This window comes from Nocardia sp. NPDC004278, assembly GCF_053602975.1.
Genome location: NZ_JBSGEQ010000016.1, coordinates 133,025 through 150,652 on the forward strand (window position 1 = coordinate 133,025; position 17,628 = coordinate 150,652).

Consider the following 17,628-nt stretch of genomic DNA (forward strand, 5'->3'; position numbering starts at 1 on the left):
GGAACCAGGTCGACCGGGTACATCGTTGTCATGACGAGTTGATGGCGGTCGGTGCCATAAGGTTCATCCCGTACAGGCGGAAGAGGAGGATATCGCCGTGTTCAAAGGCACGTTCGAGAAGACGGTGGTCCAGCTACTCGATACCGGGTCACGCCTGCAGGCGCCCGCCGTCGCAAGGTACGTGGACCGGCTGCGGCGTTCGCATCCGTCGGAGAGTCCCGCGCAGATCATCGAGCGGCTGGAGAACCAGTACCTGCTCGCGGTGACCAGCAGCGGCGGTGCGGTCGGCGCGACCGCCGCGGTGCCCGGGGTCGGCACCGTCGCGGCGATCGCGGCGGTGAGTGCCGAGACCACCTTCTTCATGGAGGCGTCCGCGGTGTTCACGCTGGCCGTCGCGGCCGTGCACGGCATCTCCCCCGAGGACAAGGAGACGCGGCGGGCACTCGTGCTCGCCGTCGTACTCGGCGAGAGCGGGATGGAGATCGTCGAGAAGACCGTGGGTCATTCGGCGAAGAACTGGGGCACGCTGTTCGCCAATAAGATTCCCGGCCTGTCGAGCATGAACGATTCGCTGCTCAAGCGATTCATCATCCGGTTCATCACCAAACGGGCCGCCCTGATGGCGGGCAAGGTGGTGCCCGCTGGCATCGGCGCGGTGATCGGCGGTGTCGGCAACCGGGCGCTGGGCAAGACCACGATCGGCAACGCGCGCACGGCATTCGGGCCGGCGCCGGTGGCCTGGCCCGCCGATCGCCAGCTGATCATCGATGCCGATCCGCTGCCTGCACTGGATCCGGTCAAGCCGCAACCCCCGACCACGCCACGATGAGCGCGGGCCGACCGCTCGCGTTCTCCGTCCGCGGCCTGAGCAAGCGCTACGACCTGGTCACCGGGATCGAGAACGTCAGCTTCACCGTCCCGTCCGGGACGGTCGCGGCCCTGGTCGGGCCGGCGGGCGCCGGTAAGTCGACGATTCTGCACATCCTGCTCGGCCTGCTCGAACCGACCACGGGTACCGCGGCGGTCGGCGGGCCGGGCTCACGACGGCGCGGCGAGCCGCAGCGCGGTCCCGCGGCCGTCGTCGGCGGCATGCTGGTGCCGCGCGGTCTGCATCCGGCGCGCTCGGCACGCGATCACCTGCTGGTGTACGCGGCGGCCGCGGGTATCGAGGACGCGCGCGCCGACGAGGTGATCCAGGCGGTCGGCCTCGGTGCCTGGGCGCGGACGCGGGCGGGTGCGCTACCGGCCGGATCACAGACCCGACTGGCACTGGCGACCGCACTACTCGGCGATCCGCAACTATTGATCCTCGACGAACCGATGGCCGATCTCGACGCCACCGAACGCGCGTGGCTACAGGACTTCCTGCGGCGCCATACCCGCCGCGGCGGCACTGTCCTACTGTCGAGCGAAAGCCTGGCGACCGTGATTCCGATCGCCGACAACATCATTGTGCTGAGCGAGGGTTCGGTGGTCTATCAGGGCACCCCCGCCCGGCTGCGGCGCGGCCACCCCGATCGCTTGGTCGTCGCCGCGTCCCCGCCGATCGCGCTGGCCACCATGCTGGCCGCACAGGGATTCACCGATGCGGTGATCCGGCCGGACGGACGGCTCGCGGTGGCCGAGGCGACCGAAGCGCAGATCCGCGCGGCGGCGACGGCGGTCGGTGTGCGCGTGGACAGCATCATCGCCGACCAGATCCATCCCGACCGGGTGCTCGCAGCATTGGTCAAACCGGCCCGCCCAGCACCGCCCGCCCCCTACGCCGGGATCGCACCGCCCCAACCGACGCCCCAGGGGATTCCACGATGATCGCCGTTCTGCCCCCGGACCTCGTTCCGGCCGTCAATTCCGAGGTCCGCAAGGTCACCACGCTGCGCGCCAGCCGGATCCTGGCCGCGCTGATCCCCGCGATCGCCCTCGTCGCGAGCACGGTCACCGCGGTGGTCGCCGGACCGGCCAACCCCAAATCCGATCCGGCGACCGGTGCCGCGACCATCGGGCTCTACATCGGCCTTGCCATCGCGATCGTGCTCGCGGGGGCCTTCGGCGCCGCCGGGGCGGGCGCCGAATACCGTTACGCGACAATGCCGTCCACGGCACTGTTCACCCCGGACCGCGACCGACTCGCCGCCGCGAAACTCCTGGTCACCGCCGGATTCGCACTGGCGATGACATTCGCGGTCGAGTTGCTCGCGTTCGCCTGTCTGCTCGCCTTCGGCCGCGGCAAATTCGACTTCGGCCTGCGCCTGCTCGCGGTCTTCGGCGGCGGCCTGCTCGCGGCGGTCTGCTGGTCGGTGATCGGCGCGGGCCTCGGCCTGCTGCTGCGCACCTCCACCGGTGCGATCGTCACGATGCTCGGCTGGCTGCTGATCATCGAGCCGTTGCTCTGGATCGTCACCAAGGCCATCGGCTTCGCCGGAATGGTCACCATGCTCCCCGGCGCCGCCACCATCAGCACGGTCGCGGTCGACTCCTTCACCGACAGCGACTTCCTGGCCCCGACTCCCGCCGCGCTGGTGGTCCTGCTGCTGTGGACCCTCGGCATCGGCGGCGGCGCCTGGTGGTTGCTCCGCAAACGCGATATCTGACCCCGTACCCGGTCGCCATCGGACCAGCGCCCCCGAAATTGTCCGTACCGCGGGGAACAAATCCGATGGCGATCCGTGTCGTTACCGTCGGTATGAGCCGACAAAAGACGGGTGAGCAGCGCAATTGAATGAACCGGGCTGGATGCGCAGACTGTGGACCGAGTGCTGGTCACACCGGGGAACGGTGGCGGGCATTGCGGTCGCATTGATCGCCGGAGCACTGGTCGAAATCTCCGCACCACTGCTGACGAAACGCGCCGTGGACGCGGCGGGACACGGCGATACCGCCGTCATCGGCACCGTCGCCGGACTACTCGCCCTCGTCGCGGCCGGCCGCTTCTCGGCCGCCTTCGGACGACGCATGCTGGCCGGACGGCTCTCACTCGACGTCCAGCACACACTGCGGATCGACCTGCTCGGCGCACTGCAACGCCTCGACGGAGTCGGCCAGGACGCCCTGCGCACCGGCCAGGTGGTATCCCGCTCGATCACCGACCTCCAACTGGTGCAGGGCCTGCTGGCGATGGTCCCGCTGTCCGGTTTGGCGCTGCTGGAATTCCTGCTCGCCGCCGTCGTCATGGTGTGGCTGTCGCCGCCGCTCGCCGCTGTCGCGCTGTTGGTCGTCCCAGCGATCGCGCTGCTGGTCTACCGGATGCGGCCGCGGCTCTACGCCGCGACCTGGTCGGCACAGCAGCGGGCCGCCGAGGTCGCGCAGCATGTCGAAGAGACGGTCACCGGCGTCCGCGTGGTGAAGGGCTTCGGCCAGGAGACCCGGATGGTGCGGGTACTGGAACAGCACGGACGCACGCTCTACGCCGAACGCATGCGGGCTGCCGCGATCAACGCGCGGTTCGCGCCCGCGGTCACCACCATTCCGCAAGCCGGGCTGGTCGCGGTCATCGTCGTCGGCGGCCTGCTCGCACTGCACGGGTCCATCGGAATCGGCACCTTCCTCGCCTTCTCCGCCTATGTCACCACCATGACGGTCACCACCCGCACCATGTCCTCGGTGGTCATCATGGCGCAGCTGACCCGAGCCGCGGCCGAACGCGTCTACCAGGTCATCGATGCCGCCCCCGAAATCGCCGACCCACCCGTCCCCGCCGACCTGCCCGACGGACCCCTCGGCATCGACATCGACGCCCTCACGTTCGGATTCGATCCCGCCCAGCCGATCCTGCGCGACCTCGACCTCACCGTGCACCCCGGCGAAACCGTGGCCATCATCGGTCCCGCGGGCTCCGGAAAGTCAACGCTGTCGTTGCTGCTCCCCCGCTTCTACGCCCCCGATTCCGGCACCATTCGGCTGTTCGGAACCGAATCCAGCACCGCTGCGGGCGAATTCGCCAGTTCGAGTGCGGGGGCCGCCCGCTCGAAGACCGACAATCCAACGGCCGATCCGCGAGACGCCAAGGGCGTGGATATCGCCGACCTGCGCGCGGTCGAGCTGCGCGCGGCGATCGGCGTGGTCTTCGACGACCCGTTCCTGTTCAGCGACACTATCGCCGCCAATATCGCCCTCGGCCGCCCCGAGGCCACCGACGCCGAAATCCGGCATGCCGCAAAGCTCGCCGCGGCCGACGAGTTCATCACCGAACTGCCCGACGGCTATGACACCGTGGTCGGCGAGCGCGGGTTGACCCTGTCCGGCGGGCAGCGGCAGCGGATCGCGCTGGCCCGAGCGCTATTGGCGCGGCCACGAATTCTGGTGCTCGATGACGCGACCTCCGCGGTCGACGCGGTCACCGAGGCGGCCATCTTCGACAAGCTGCCCGATGCGGGCAGCCGCACGACGCTGATCCTGGCGCATCGGGAGTCCACACTCGCCCATGCGGATCGGGTGATCCGGCTCCCCGGCCCGGCCACATACGCAACCGACGCAGCCGCCCCGGTCGCGCCGGCCGGTCTCGGACGCGCCACGACGGCCACCAGCGGACCGGGCGGATTCTCGGGCGCGGCAGCCGATCTCAGCGAAACTCCCGAATTGCGCCGCACCATCGAGCGGCTACCACCCGCCACCGAACAACCCGGGCTCGACGATGAGCAACTGCGCCGACCCGATCCCGAGTTCCGGCTCGCTCGGCTGCTGCGGCCGGTGCGCTGGCTGGTGCTGAGCGTCATCACCCTGCTCGCACTCGACACACTGATCGGCGTCGCCTTCCCGCCGATCGTGCGCTACGCCATCGATACCGGTGTGAGCGGTCATGATTCGGTCGCCCTCGCCCGCGCCGGAGCGCTCGGGGCGGTGCTGGTGGTCCTCGGCCTCGCGGTCGGCGCGGCGACCACCGTACTCACCGCGCGCACCGGCGAACGCGTGCTCTACGGCCTGCGTGTGCGCAGCTACGCGCACCTGCAGCGGCTGGGTCTGGACTACTACGAACGCGAGCTGTCCGGTCGCATCATGACCCGGATGACCACCGATGTGGACGCGCTGTCGACCTTCCTGCAGACCGGCGTGGCGACCACGCTGATCGGTCTGCTCACCCTGGTCGGGATCACGGTGGCACTGCTGGTCATCGATGCCTCGCTGGCCACGGTGGTGCTGATCGCGCTGCCGCCGCTGCTGGTGGCGACGGTGCTCTTCCGCCGAGTCTCCACCACCGCGTACACCGTCTCGCGCGAACACGTCTCGACCGTCAACGCCGACTTCCAGGAGAACGTCTCCGGCCTGCGCGCCGTCCAGGCCAACCGGCACGAGCCGGTCGCCGCCCGCCGCTTCGCCGAATACTCCGATCGCTACCGCAGCAGCCGGATGCGCGCCCAGCGGGCCATCGCGATGTACTTCGCCTTCGTCATTGCCTGGGCAGATCTGGCGTTGGCCGCGGTCGTGTACTTCGGCGCCCGCGAGGTTGCCGAGGACGCGACCACCGCGGGCACCCTCATCGCCTTCGTGCTGTATCTGCAGTTGCTCTTCGGCCCCATCCTGCAGTTGTCCCAGGTATTCGACGGCTATCAGCAGGCGCGCGTCGGCCTGCGCCGCATCGGCGATCTGCTGCGCACCCCGTCCTCGATCGCCGCCGATCCACCGGACGCGGTCGCGATCGACCACGGCCTGCGCGGCGAGGTCGTCCTCGACGACATCCGCTTCCATTACCCGGGCACCGAAAAACCCGCACTCGACGGGGTATCCCTGCGCATCCCGGCGGGATCGACGCTGGCGCTGGTCGGCCCGACCGGTGCGGGCAAGTCGACCATCGTCAAACTGCTGGCCCGGCTCTACGACCTACCCGACGACGCCGAGCCAACCGGCACCATCCACGTCGACGGCATCGATATCCGGCACTACCGCCTGGCCGACTACCGCTCCCGGCTCGGCATAGTCCCTCAGGAAGCTCACCTGTTCACCGGCGATGTCGCCAGCAACATTGCCTTCGGGAAACCATCCGCGACCGAAGCGGAGATCGTGGCCGCCGCCACCGCGGTCGGTGCGGCCGAGATGATCGCCGCACTGCCGCAGGGCATGCGCCACCCGGTCGGCGAGCGCGGCCGCGGCCTCTCGGCGGGCCAGCGCCAACTGATCGCACTGGCCCGTGCCGAACTCGTGCGCCCTGATCTGCTGCTGCTCGATGAGGCCACCGCGACCCTCGACCCGGAGACCGAGGCATCGGTCCTGGTAGCGAGCCGATCGCTGGCCCGGGACCGCACCACCGTCGTCGTCGCGCACCGGCTCGGCACCGCCGCGCGCGCCGATCGGATCGCCGTGGTCGAACACGGACGAATCGCCGAAATCGGGCCGCACGAGGTGCTGCTGGCGGCCGATGGGCCCTATGCCCAACTCTGGGCGGCGGCCAGCGAAGCGGGGGGAATATTCTCGAGCGAGGACGGGTCGTCATCTTTGAGAGCGGGTTTGTCCGGTGGTCAGTCGGTCCGCTGATTTGCTGCTGGGCCTATCCTCAGAGAGGGCGCATCGGCGCGCATCCGCTGATCCCCGTGCCGGGCACGTCACAAACGTCGCAGCGCGAAGAACGAAATGAGGCGAACACCTGCTGTGAGCAGCTCAACTTCCCAGTTCGGACAGAACCAGTGGCTAGTCGATGAGATGTATCAGAAGTACAAACAGGATCCATCTTCAGTAGACGCGAGTTGGCACGAGTTCCTCGCCGATTACACGCCCGAAGTCGCGGGTGATTCTGGTAACAGTCAGGCCGCTGCACCCGCGGCCGCGCCCGCGCGGGTGGCCACCCCGGCCCCGGCCGCCGCGCCGGTGAACGCGGCCCCCGCGGCCCCCGCCCCGGCGGCACCTGCCCCGGCGGCCCCCAAGCCTCCCGCACCCGCGCCGGTCACCACCCGCGCGCGGCAGACGACTCCCGCGCCGACCTCGAATGCCGCGCCCACCTCCGGCGCGCCGAAGCCCGCCGACACCGCGACCGACGAGGCGAAGATCCTGCGTGGCCCGGCCGCCGCCGTGGTGAAGAACATGTCCGCGTCGCTGGCCGTCCCGACCGCGACCAGCGTGCGCGCCATTCCGGCGAAGCTGATGATCGACAACCGCCTGGTCATCAACAACCATCTCGCCCGCACCCGCGGCGGCAAGATCTCCTTCACCCACCTGCTCGGCTACGCGATCGTGCAGGCGGTCAAGGCGTTCCCGAATCTGAACCGGCACTTCGCCGAGATCGACGGCAAGCCCAACGCGATCACCCCCGCGCACACCAACCTCGGTCTGGCCATCGACCTGCAGGGCAAGGACGGCAACCGCTCGCTGGCCGTCGCGGCCATCAAGGGCTGCGAGACCATGACCTTCGGGCAGTTCCACACCGCCTACGAGGACGTCGTGCGCCGCGCCCGCGACGGCAAGCTCGGCATCGATGACTTCACCGGCGTCACTATCTCGCTGACCAACCCCGGCACCATCGGCACCGTGCACTCGGTGCCGCGGCTGATGCCGGGCCAGGGCGCGATCATCGGCGCCGGCGCCATGGAGTACCCCGCCGAATTCCAGGGCATGAGCGACGAGCGCATCAACGAGCTCGGCGTCGGCAAGCTGATGACCCTGACCTCGACCTACGACCACCGCATCATCCAGGGCGCAGAATCCGGCGACTTCCTGCGGACCATCCACAACCTGCTGATCAGCGACGAGTTCTACGACGAGATCTTCCACGGCCTCGGCGTGCCCTACGAGCCGGTGCGCTGGCGCAAGGACGTCAAGGAACGCGGCGTCGACAAGAGCACCCGCGTGCTCGAGATGATCGCGGCCTACCGCAACCGCGGCCACCTGATGGCCGACACCGATCCGCTGCGGCTGGTCAAGGACAAGTTCCGCAGCCATCCGGACCTCGATGTCACCCAGCACGGCCTCACCCTCTGGGACCTGGACCGCACCTTCGATGTCGCGGGCTTCCACGGCCAGGAGCGGATGAAGCTGCGCGATGTGCTCTCGGTGCTGCGCGATGCCTACTGCCGCCACGTCGGTGTGGAGTACACCCACATCCTGGAAACCGAGCAGCTGCAGTGGATTCAGGAGCGGGTCGAGCAGAAGCACGTCAAGCCGACTGTCGCACAGCAGAAGTACATCCTGAACCGGTTGAACGCGGCGGAGGCCTTCGAAACCTTCCTGCAGACCAAGTACGTCGGGCAGAAGCGCTTCTCGCTCGAGGGCGCCGAGGCCGTCATCCCGATGATGGATGCCACCATCGACCAGTGCGCCGAGCATTCGCTCGACGAGGTCGTCATCGGTATGCCGCACCGCGGTCGCCTCAATGTGCTCGCCAATATCGTCGGCAAGCCGTACTCGAAGATCTTCACCGAGTTCGAGGGCAATATGAACCCGGCCGCCACCCACGGCTCCGGCGACGTGAAGTACCACCTCGGCGCGCGCGGCACCTACCTGCAGATGTTCGGCGACAACGAGATCGAGGTCTCGCTCACCGCCAACCCCTCGCACCTGGAGGCGGTCGACCCGGTGCTCGAGGGTCTGGTGCGCGCCAAGCAGGACCTGCTGGACAAGGGCGACGGGCCGGAGGGCTTCTCCGTCATGCCGCTGATGCTGCACGGTGACGCCGCGTTCGCGGGTCAGGGTGTGGTCGCGGAGACGCTGAACCTGTCGGGGCTGCGCGGTTACCGGGTCGGCGGCACCATCCACATCGTGGTGAACAACCAGATCGGCTTCACCACCGCACCGGAGAACAGCCGCTCCACCGAATACTCCACCGACATAGCGAAGTTCATCGGCGCGCCGGTCTTCCACGTGAACGGTGACGATCCGGAGGCCTGCGACTGGGTGGCGCGTCTCGCGGTGGACTTCCGCCAGAAGTTCCGCAAGGACGTCGTGATCGACATGGTCTGCTACCGGCGTCGCGGCCACAACGAGGGCGACGACCCGTCGATGACCCAGCCGGAAATGTACGACGTCATCGACACCAAGCGCTCGGTGCGCAAGGCCTACACCGAGAGCCTGATCGGCCGTGGCGATATCTCGCTCAAAGAGGCCGAGGACGCGCTGCGTGACTACCAGGGTCAGCTGGAGCGGGTCTTCAACGAGGTGCGCGAGCTGGAGAAGTACGTCCCGGAGCCGAGCGAATCGGTCGAGGACGACCAGCAGGTGCCGACCACCATCCTGACCGCCGTCGACAAGACGGTGCTGCAGCGCATCGGCGACGCCTTCCTCAATGTGCCGGACGGCTTCAACGTGCACCCGCGCGTCAAGCCGGTGCTGGAGAAGCGCCGCGAAATGGCCTACGAGGGCAAGGTCGACTGGGCCTTCGCCGAACTGCTCGCCTTCGGCACGCTGATAGACGAGGGTCGCGCGGTGCGCCTGACGGGCCAGGACTCGCGTCGTGGCACGTTCACCCAGCGGCATTCGGTGATCATCGACCGCAAGACGGCCGGGGAGTACACCCCGCTGCATAACATCGGCAGCACCACTCCGGGCTGGTTCGCGGTGCACGACTCGGCGCTGAGCGAATATGCCGCCGTCGGCTTCGAATACGGCTACTCGCTGGGCAACCCGGACGCACTTGTGTTGTGGGAGGCGCAGTTCGGTGACTTCGTCAACGGCGCGCAGTCCATCATCGACGAGTTCATCTCCTCCGGTGAGGCCAAGTGGGGTCAGCTCTCCGAGGTCGTGCTGCTGCTGCCGCACGGTCACGAGGGACAGGGCCCGGACCACACCTCCGGTCGCATCGAGCGCTTCCTGCAGCTGTGCGCCGAGGGCTCGATGACGGTCGCCGTGCCGTCCACCCCGGCGAACTACTTCCACCTGCTGCGCCGGCACGCGCTCGACGGCATCCGCCGTCCGCTGATCGTCTTCACCCCGAAGTCGATGCTGCGCAATAAGGCCGTGGTCTCGGACCTGAAGGACTTCACCGAATCGAAGTTCCGCTCGGTCTTCGACGAGCCCACCTACGAACAGGGCATCGGCGACCGCAATAAGGTCAAGCGCGTCCTGCTCACCAGCGGCAAGCTCTACTACGAGCTGGTTGCCGAAAAGGCCAAGCAGAAGCGCGAAGACGTCGCCATCGTCCGCATCGAGCAGCTCTACCCGCTGCCCAAGTTCCGCCTCAACGAGGCACTTGCGGGCTACCCCAACGCGACCGATATCGCCTGGGTCCAAGAAGAACCGGCCAACCAGGGCGCCTGGCCCTTCTTCGGCCTGAATCTCCCCGAGCTGCTCCCGGAGCGCTTCACCAAGCTCCGCCGCATCTCCCGCCGCGCCATGTCGGCCCCCTCTTCGGGCTCCTCCAAGGTCCACGCCGTGGAGCAGGCCGAAATCGTCGCCGAGGCCTTCGAGCCGACCGCGTAGTCGCCGCACCCCAACGCCGGGCCGAATCCGCTCTCCCACAGAGCGATTCGGCCCGGCGTTCTTTGTATCCGGGTAGCCGCGCACCACTCTGACCGCTGGCACGGTTAGTGGGTGGGTTCTGGGGGGTCGTGGGCGATGGCGTGGATGGCGCGGCGGAGGAGGGCGGTGATGTGGGCTGGTGGGGCGTCGGACAGGGCGTCGAGTTGGAGTAGGTGTCGGCCGATGACGGTGCCGATGGTGAGGGCTCCGATGAGGCCGGCGCGGAGGGTTGCGTCGTCGGGGGCCAGGTGTTGGGCGGCCTGTTGTTGGCGGGCGACCATGGCGGATCGGACCTCGGCGGCGGCATCGGGGTGGGTGAGCATGGAGCGGATCGCGGTCAGTGCGTCGGTGGGCTGCTCGGCGAGTTTCTGTTCGAGTGCGGCCAGTAGTTGTTCGGCCGCCTCCGGCGGCGTCCCGGTGATCAGTTCATCCGGTTCGAATTGTGCGACCTGGGCGAACAAGTTGTCCTTGGATCCGAAGTAGCGCATCACCAGGCCCGGGTCGGTGTCGGCCGCCGCCGCGATCGCGCGGATGGTGGCCCGGTCATAGCCGACCTCCGCGAACAGCTGCCGCGCCGCATCCAAGATCCGAGCTTGGGTGCGGTCGCGCTGTTCGGCGCGGCGGGTGGGATGGGAGCTCATGCGTTCAGTCTACGATCGTTGACTGAACACGGATGAGTCGCTAGCATTCAGTCAACGATTGTTGACTGAAAATAGGTGGCCGATATGTGGCATACAGTCCTGCTGTCCGCGCTCGCCGGTGTGATGGGCGCCAATGCCGTCCCGCATTTCGTCAAAGGCATGGTCGGCGAACAATTTCCGAATGTGTGGGGTAACGATTCGCTGCGCAATGCCGTGGCCGGCACCTTGGGTCTCGCCCTCGCGGTGCTGATCGGTTACTGGGCCGATCTGCCCGCCCATGCCCTTGCCGGTATCGGCGGCGCCGTTGCCGGGGCGCTGCTCATGGCCGTGTTCCACGGGCTCGGCGGTGCGTATCGCCTCAACTCCGCCCTGAATCTGGCCAATCCGCCACGCGCCGCCGCCAGGCGTTGACCTACTTCCTGGTCATGAACGCCGAGGAGTCTCAGCGCGGCGGCGGGCCCGCGGTTCCAGCTCCGGAATGTTGCCCGGCCAAGTTGTCGGAGCGCGACACCTCGGCGACACCAGGAACCCGGTTCTCCACGACAAACGCGGCGCGAGTGTGGATAGGCGCGCCGGGGCGGTTGACGTAAGGGACTACTCGGAAGTCGTTGCGCCACAATCCATGGTCCAGCGAGACCCGGGAGTAGCCGCGTTGGGAGTTGAAGAACTTCAGGTCGGGGTTGGCGGCCAGGAGAGTGCGGCCGGTCGGGGTCATATCCTTTCCGTTGCCATTGGTGGTGATGGAGGTGCCGATGAATTCGGAGGCCACGACCGGGGATTCGGGGTTCGAGTAGTCCGCGCGGAGGTTGGCGGCGTGGTTCTGGTGGCGGTCGCCGGTGATGACCACGAGATTGTGGACGCCACGGTCGGCGGCGGCGCCGAGGATGGTGTTGCGGTCGGATACGTAGCCGTCCCACGAGTCGGTGCCGGTCGCGACGCCGGGGCCGAGGTCATAGTCGGATTGGCCCATGGAGACCTGGTTGCCGAGGATCTGCCAGCGGGCGGTGGACTTGCCGAAGCCATCGATCAGCCAATCACGTTGCTGCGCACCGAGAATCGTGCGGTCCGAGGCGAAGCGGTCGGGGCAGTCCGCGACCAGACCGCCGTCGCCACAAGCCTGCGCCGTGCGGTACTGGCGGGTGTCCAGCATGGTGATTTCGGCGAGGTCGCCGAAGCTGTAGCGGCGGTGGATGTGCATGGTCGAGCCGGAGGGCAGGGCGGCGATGCGCAAGGGTTGATGTTCGTACATTGCCTGGAAGGCAGCGGCACGGCGGCCGCGAAAGAGCTTGGGAATGCGGTAGATATCGAATCCGATGCCGGGTGAGTCGCCCGCCCAGTTGTTGTCGACCTCGTGATCGTCGAAGGTGACGAGCCAGGGGAAGGCGGCATGGGCGGCGCGCAACGGCCGCTCGGCCTTGGCCTGGGCATAGCGCAGTCGGTAGCCGGGCAGATCGACGGCTTCGGCTTGGAATTGCGGCTCCACCGACATGCCGACGCGACCGCGCGTCCAGCCTCGTTCGTAGATGTAATCACCAAGGTGCACAACCAGATCGAGATCTTCGGCACTCATGTGCTGATACGCGGTGTAGTAGCCGGAACTCCACGATTGACAGGAGGCGAAGGCGAAACGCATGCGCGCCGTGGGCTGCCCCAGCGCGGGGGCGGTGCGGGTCCGGCCGATCGGTGAGATCGCCGAGCCCGCGCGAAATCGGTAGAAGTACCAGCGATTCGGCTCCAACCCGCCTACTTCGGGGTGCACGGAATGCGCGAGTTCACGGGTCGCGACGGCCGTCCCCCGCGCCACCACCTGCCGAAACTGCTCATCGTGCGCGACTTCCCAGTCCACGCTCACCGGATGCTGCGCCATCCCGCCGAGCCCATCCGGTGCGAACGGATCCGGCGCCAGCCGCGTCCACAACACCACCCCATCCGGCACCGGATCCCCCGAAGCCACCCCCAACGTAAACGGATCCCCCAACCACCGCGGCGCCCGAAACCGTGCACTACTCGCCGCAGACGCCCCCACCAACACCGCAACCGACCCAGCCGTCCCCACCCTCAACAGCTGCCGACGAGACAGACCCATACGTCAGGATATCCACCGACCGCGCAGCGGACATCCCTCTCAAAGATGTTCCGCGGTGCGCTTGCCGATGGCGGCGCTGAGCGCGTCCAGTTCCGCCAGGACATCGGTAGCGGCCCAGATGCGGTTGCGCTTGCTGTCAGAAAGGACTTCGAGAATGCCCACCTCGGTCAGGCGGCTAAGGGCACGGTACGCATTGGCATCAGTGGTACCGGTGACCTGTTGTGCGGTGTCCGCGTTGAAGATCGGAGTATCAAGTAGGGCGGCGATGAGCTTTTCGTCGGCGGAGTTCGCGCGCGGACGAGCAATGGTGCGCCAGTGCGCCGGTAGTCCGGCAAGGACGCGGGCGGAGTCCTGCGCGGCCGCGCTCGAGTGGATCACAGCGATGGCGACGTATTCGACGAATGCGTCGGCGTCCCCGGCCCGGTAAGCGGTCAGGTGGTCGAAATAGCGTCCGGTGTCGGCGAGCATCACCGAGGCGAGCGGCACGGTGACCCGCTCGGTCAGGCCGCGGCGGCGCAAGATGGCGCTGATGAGTGCGCGGCCGATGCGGCCATTGCCGTCGGTGAACGGGTGGATGGACTCGAATTGTGCGTGCGCGATGGCCGCCTGGGCGAGAATCGGCAGGTCGGTGCGGTTGACGAAGACCAGCAGGTCGTCCATCAGTTCGACTACCGTTTCCGGTGGCGGTGGGATGTACGCCGCGCCGATCGGGGAGTAGTCGCTGCCGCCGATCCAGTTCTGGACTTCTCGCAGGCTGCCCGCATCACGAGCGGCGTAGTAGTCGGGTGCCATCAGCAGCCGGTGCGCGGCGAGCAAAGTGTCCAGGGTGATGAGGCCGGAACCCGCCGCATCGACCATCGCGATCAGCGCTTTGACCGCCGCCAATTGCGATCGCGCCTCGTCAGTTGCTTTGCCGCCCGCGACAGCCTTGCCGAAGGCTCGCCAGCCCGCATCGATGTGCTCGATCTTCGATGACGCAACGGACTCGCTGCGCAGCAGGAAGTCCGCTAGCGGGGCCAGGTGCTGGCCGAATCCCGCTTCGAGACGGGCGACCGCGATCACCGCCGCTTCATGGGCCCGAGCGACGGTGCCGATGGCGTCGTAGTCGAGGGCGGCGATGCACGCTGGAATCGAGACAGCGATGCGCTCGAGAGTGCGGTCCGCCCGCGACCCCTGCCGTTGACGCGGCTTCCAGGCCCCGTCCTCGATTCGGCATGATGGCCAGTTCACGACGCTCCTTTCGACTGAAAAACGACAACATATGCGACGTTAGCTTCGTTTTTACATACTAAACGCAGTTATCGGCCGTCTTGTTGTCGTTTGCGCGATTTTCCAGGAGTGCTCGTAATAGCGAACCGCCCGTAGTCCCGCAGATCACTCACGCAGCGCGGCGGCAAGTGCCGGATTCAGCGAAAGCGCGAGTGCGAGAAGGGATTCCACCAGCAGTTCGACCAGCTGCTCGCGGGTGATGGTGGCGTTGCGGAGCCAGGTGAGGGTGGCCTCCTCGACGAAGGCGATCCAACCGCGCAAGGCGAGGGTCAGGCGTGGACGCTCGGCCTCATCGATCGGCACGGGCACCTCGGTGAGGATGATGCCGATGATGGTGTCACGGGTCTGGTCCACGAGCGGGACCAGCTCGGGGGTGACGCTGGCGGGCCCACGCAGCAGCGATACATAGGAGTTGCGGTTTTCGCTGACATATTCGATGTACCGGTCGATCGAATCGCGCAGCATGTCGAAGACACCGAGTGAGCGGTCGGGTGCGATGCGGTCGAGCAGTTCGGCATTGGCGTGGCGGACGATCGCCAGCTGGAAGTCCTGTTTGGTCGGGAAGTAGTGGAAGAGCAGGCCGCGGGAGATCCCGGCCGCTTCGGCGATCTCGGTGATCGAGATGTCCTCGATGGCGCGGTCACCAAGCATCTTGGCGCCCAAGGTGATCAGCTGCGTGCGACGTTCTTCCGGACTGAGGCGGGTTCGCTTCACCACTTCACCGGCACCTTTGCGACTCACATGGACATCTTACTGAACGATGGTCAATACTGTTGACTCGTGCTCAATAAGACCGTACGCTCACTTATATGAGTCGCAAGGTTACAGACAAAGCTGTCGACAACCGGCCCGCCCGCCACGTGCAGACCATCATCATCGGCAGCGGTTTCGCCGGTCTGGGCCTGGCGATCCGGCTGAGCCAGCAGGGCCGCAACGACTATCTCGTGCTGGAACGTGGCAGCGATGTCGGCGGCACCTGGCGCGACAACACCTATCCCGGCGCCGCCTGCGATGTGCCTTCGCATCTGTACTCGTACTCATTCGCACTGAATCCGAACTGGTCGCGCTCATTCTCCAAGCAGGGCGAGATCCAGCGGTACATCCAGGGCGTCGCGCGCGAGTACAACGTGCTCGACAAGCACCTGTTCAACTGCGACGTCACCGGCGCACGCTGGAACAATGCCACCAACCTGTGGCATATCGAATCCACTCAGGGCAGCTTCACCGCGAATACCGTGGTCTCCGCGGTCGGCGCGCTCTGCGAACCGGCACTGCCGGACATCAAGGGCATCAACGGTTTCGAGGGCGAGATCTTCCACTCGGCCCGCTGGAACCACGCCGCCGACCTGTTGGGCAAGCGCGTCGCCATCATCGGCACCGGCGCCTCCGCCATCCAGATCGTGCCGTCCATCGCGCCGGATGTCACCCACCTGGACGTCTACCAGCGCACCGCCCCCTGGCTGCTCCCCCGTTTCGACCGCCCGTACACGCTGCCCGAGCGCCTCGCATTCCGGCACATTCCCGGCTTCCAGCGCCTATCCCGCGCCGCCATCTACGCCGCGCGCGAGACCCAGGTCGTCGGCCTCGCCAAGGTCCCCGCGCTGATGCAGGCCTTCGAACTGCTCGCCAAGACCAAGCTCCAGCTGGAGATCCGCGATCCGCAGCTGCGCGAGAAGGTCACCCCGAACTTCCGCATCGGCTGCAAGCGCATGCTGATCTCCAACGACTACTACCCGGCGCTGAGCCGCCCGAATGTGGATGTGATCACCGACGGCATCGCCGAGGTGCGCGCGAACTCCATCGTCACCAAGGACGGCACCGAGCGCGAGATCGACGCCCTGATCGTGGCTACCGGCTTCCACGTCACCGATTCACCGACCTACAACACCATTTCGGGCAAGGACGGCCGCACCCTGGCCGAGGTGTTCGACGAGATCGGCCAGCAGGGCTACAAGGGCTCGACGGTCGCCAACTTCCCGAATATGTTCTTCCTGCTCGGCCCGAATGTCGGGCTCGGCCACACCTCGATGGTGTACATGATCGAATCGCAGATCAACTACATCGCCGACGCATTGTCCACCTTCGATCGCCTCGACCTGCGTACTGTCGAGGTGAAGCGCGAGGTGCAGGACTCCTACAACAAGGAGTTACAGCGCAAACTGGTGAAGAGCGTATGGAGCACCGGCGGCTGCGCCAGCTGGTACCTGGACAAGCACGGCAACAACACCACGCTGTGGCCGGACTTCACCTTCGAATTCCGTAGGCTCACCAAGAATTTCGACGTCTCCGCCTACGAGACCACGACCGTCGAAACATCCAGCAACGACCTCGAGGTGGTGGCAGCACAGTGAATCCAGCATCGCGAAGCGATTCCATGGGCGGTGGCGGTCGGGCGACGGGAGGGCGCAATGACGCGTATTTCAAGGGCAAGGTCTGTGTGATCACGGGAGCGGGCTCCGGCATCGGCCGCGCCCTCGCCGAGAACCTGGCCAGGCGCGGCGCCAAACTCGCGCTCTCCGATATCGACACCGACGGCCTGGCCGAGACGGTGCGCCGCTGCGAGGTGTACGGGGCCGAGATCAAGTCCGATCGGCTGAATGTGGTCGAGCGCGAAGCGGTGCTGCGCTACGCCGACGCCGTCAAGGCGCACTTCGGCACGGTGCACCAGATCTACAACAATGCGGGCATCGCCTACCACGGCGAGGTCATCCGCTCGGAGTTCAAGGACATCGAGCGCATCATGGACGTCGACTTCTGGGGCGTCGTCAATGGCACCAAGGCGTTCCTGCCGCTGCTGATCGAATCCGGCGATGGCCACGTCGTCAATGTCTCCAGCCTGTTCGGCCTCATCGCCGTGCCGGGCCAGAGTGCCTACAACGCAGCCAAGTTCGCGGTGCGCGGCTTCACCGAATCGCTGCGCCAGGAGATGCTGGTCGGCAAGCATCCGGTCAAGGTGACCTGTGTGCATCCCGGCGGTATCAAGACCGCCGTTGCCCGCAATGCCACCTACGCCGATGGCGTCGACGGTGCCAGCGCGGCATCGATGTTCGACAAGAAGCTGGCCATTCACACGCCGGAGATGGCCGCCCAGACCATCACCGAGGGCGTCGGCAAGGGGCACGGCCGAGTGCTGATCGGCTGGGAGGCCAAGGTGCTGGACCTGTTCGTCCGGGTCACCGCCTCCGGCTATCAGCGCATCGCCGCCGTCGTGAACCGTCACATCCTGCCCTGAGCTCTGCTGCCCCGGCGTCCGGACGC

At 67.0% G+C, this 17,628-nt stretch carries 12 protein-coding genes; 8 read left to right on the plus strand and 4 right to left on the minus strand.

The window, feature by feature from the left end; translation table 11 throughout:
- Window positions 1–97 precede the first annotated feature (97 nt).
- From ACWEO2_RS24420 to ACWEO2_RS24440, 5 genes are all read left to right on the plus strand, one after another.
- Window positions 98–829, plus strand: coding sequence for a hypothetical protein (locus ACWEO2_RS24420; protein WP_452407414.1), 732 nt, complete (start codon window positions 98–100; stop codon window positions 827–829).
- Window positions 826–1,812, plus strand: a complete 987-nt coding sequence (locus ACWEO2_RS24425; RefSeq protein ID WP_452407415.1) for an ABC transporter ATP-binding protein — start codon at window positions 826–828, stop codon at window positions 1,810–1,812. Before ACWEO2_RS24420 ends, ACWEO2_RS24425 begins: the two co-directional genes overlap by 4 nt.
- A complete protein-coding gene (locus ACWEO2_RS24430) occupies window positions 1,809–2,591 on the plus strand; it encodes an ABC transporter permease (RefSeq protein WP_452407416.1) in 783 nt (260 codons plus the stop codon). The genes ACWEO2_RS24425 and ACWEO2_RS24430 overlap by 4 nt, the downstream gene beginning before the upstream one ends.
- Window positions 2,592–2,733: 142 nt before the next feature.
- Entirely contained in the window at window positions 2,734–6,465 is a 3,732-nt protein-coding gene (locus ACWEO2_RS24435; protein WP_452407417.1) for an ABC transporter ATP-binding protein, read from the plus strand.
- Between the two features lie 96 nt (window positions 6,466–6,561).
- Entirely contained in the window at window positions 6,562–10,335 is a 3,774-nt protein-coding gene (locus ACWEO2_RS24440; RefSeq protein ID WP_452407418.1) for a multifunctional oxoglutarate decarboxylase/oxoglutarate dehydrogenase thiamine pyrophosphate-binding subunit/dihydrolipoyllysine-residue succinyltransferase subunit, read from the plus strand.
- Between the two features lie 104 nt (window positions 10,336–10,439).
- Here the strand turns inward: ACWEO2_RS24440 and ACWEO2_RS24445 are convergent, their stop codons facing one another.
- Window positions 10,440–11,015, minus strand: coding sequence for a TetR family transcriptional regulator (locus ACWEO2_RS24445; protein WP_452407419.1), 576 nt, complete (start codon window positions 11,013–11,015; stop codon window positions 10,440–10,442).
- 84 nt (window positions 11,016–11,099) lie between these two features.
- Between ACWEO2_RS24445 and ACWEO2_RS24450 the strand changes: the two genes are divergently transcribed.
- The gene (locus ACWEO2_RS24450) at window positions 11,100–11,426 is read left to right on the plus strand and encodes a hypothetical protein (RefSeq protein WP_354961151.1); all 327 of its coding nucleotides are present in this window, start codon (window positions 11,100–11,102) and stop codon (window positions 11,424–11,426) included.
- A gap of 31 nt (window positions 11,427–11,457) precedes the next feature.
- On the opposite strand, the gene ACWEO2_RS24455 is transcribed toward ACWEO2_RS24450, so the two are convergent.
- The 3 genes from ACWEO2_RS24455 to ACWEO2_RS24465 form a co-directional block, all read right to left on the minus strand.
- Window positions 11,458–13,101 (minus strand): alkaline phosphatase D family protein, encoded by a 1,644-nt coding sequence (locus ACWEO2_RS24455; RefSeq protein ID WP_452407420.1) that lies wholly within the window; start codon window positions 13,099–13,101, stop codon window positions 11,458–11,460.
- 39 nt (window positions 13,102–13,140) lie between these two features.
- A complete protein-coding gene (locus ACWEO2_RS24460; protein ID WP_452407421.1) occupies window positions 13,141–14,331 on the minus strand; it encodes a Fic family protein in 1,191 nt (396 codons plus the stop codon).
- Window positions 14,332–14,475: 144 nt separating this feature from the next.
- A complete protein-coding gene (locus tag ACWEO2_RS24465) occupies window positions 14,476–15,111 on the minus strand; it encodes a TetR/AcrR family transcriptional regulator (protein WP_452407422.1) in 636 nt (211 codons plus the stop codon).
- A gap of 68 nt (window positions 15,112–15,179) precedes the next feature.
- Between ACWEO2_RS24465 and ACWEO2_RS24470 the strand changes: the two genes are divergently transcribed.
- Together ACWEO2_RS24470 and ACWEO2_RS24475 are read left to right on the plus strand one after the other, a co-directional pair.
- Window positions 15,180–16,721 (plus strand): flavin-containing monooxygenase, encoded by a 1,542-nt coding sequence (locus tag ACWEO2_RS24470; RefSeq protein WP_452407423.1) that lies wholly within the window; start codon window positions 15,180–15,182, stop codon window positions 16,719–16,721.
- Between the two features lie 23 nt (window positions 16,722–16,744).
- Entirely contained in the window at window positions 16,745–17,602 is an 858-nt protein-coding gene (locus tag ACWEO2_RS24475) for an SDR family NAD(P)-dependent oxidoreductase (RefSeq protein ID WP_452407463.1), read from the plus strand.
- Window positions 17,603–17,628 lie beyond the last annotated feature (26 nt).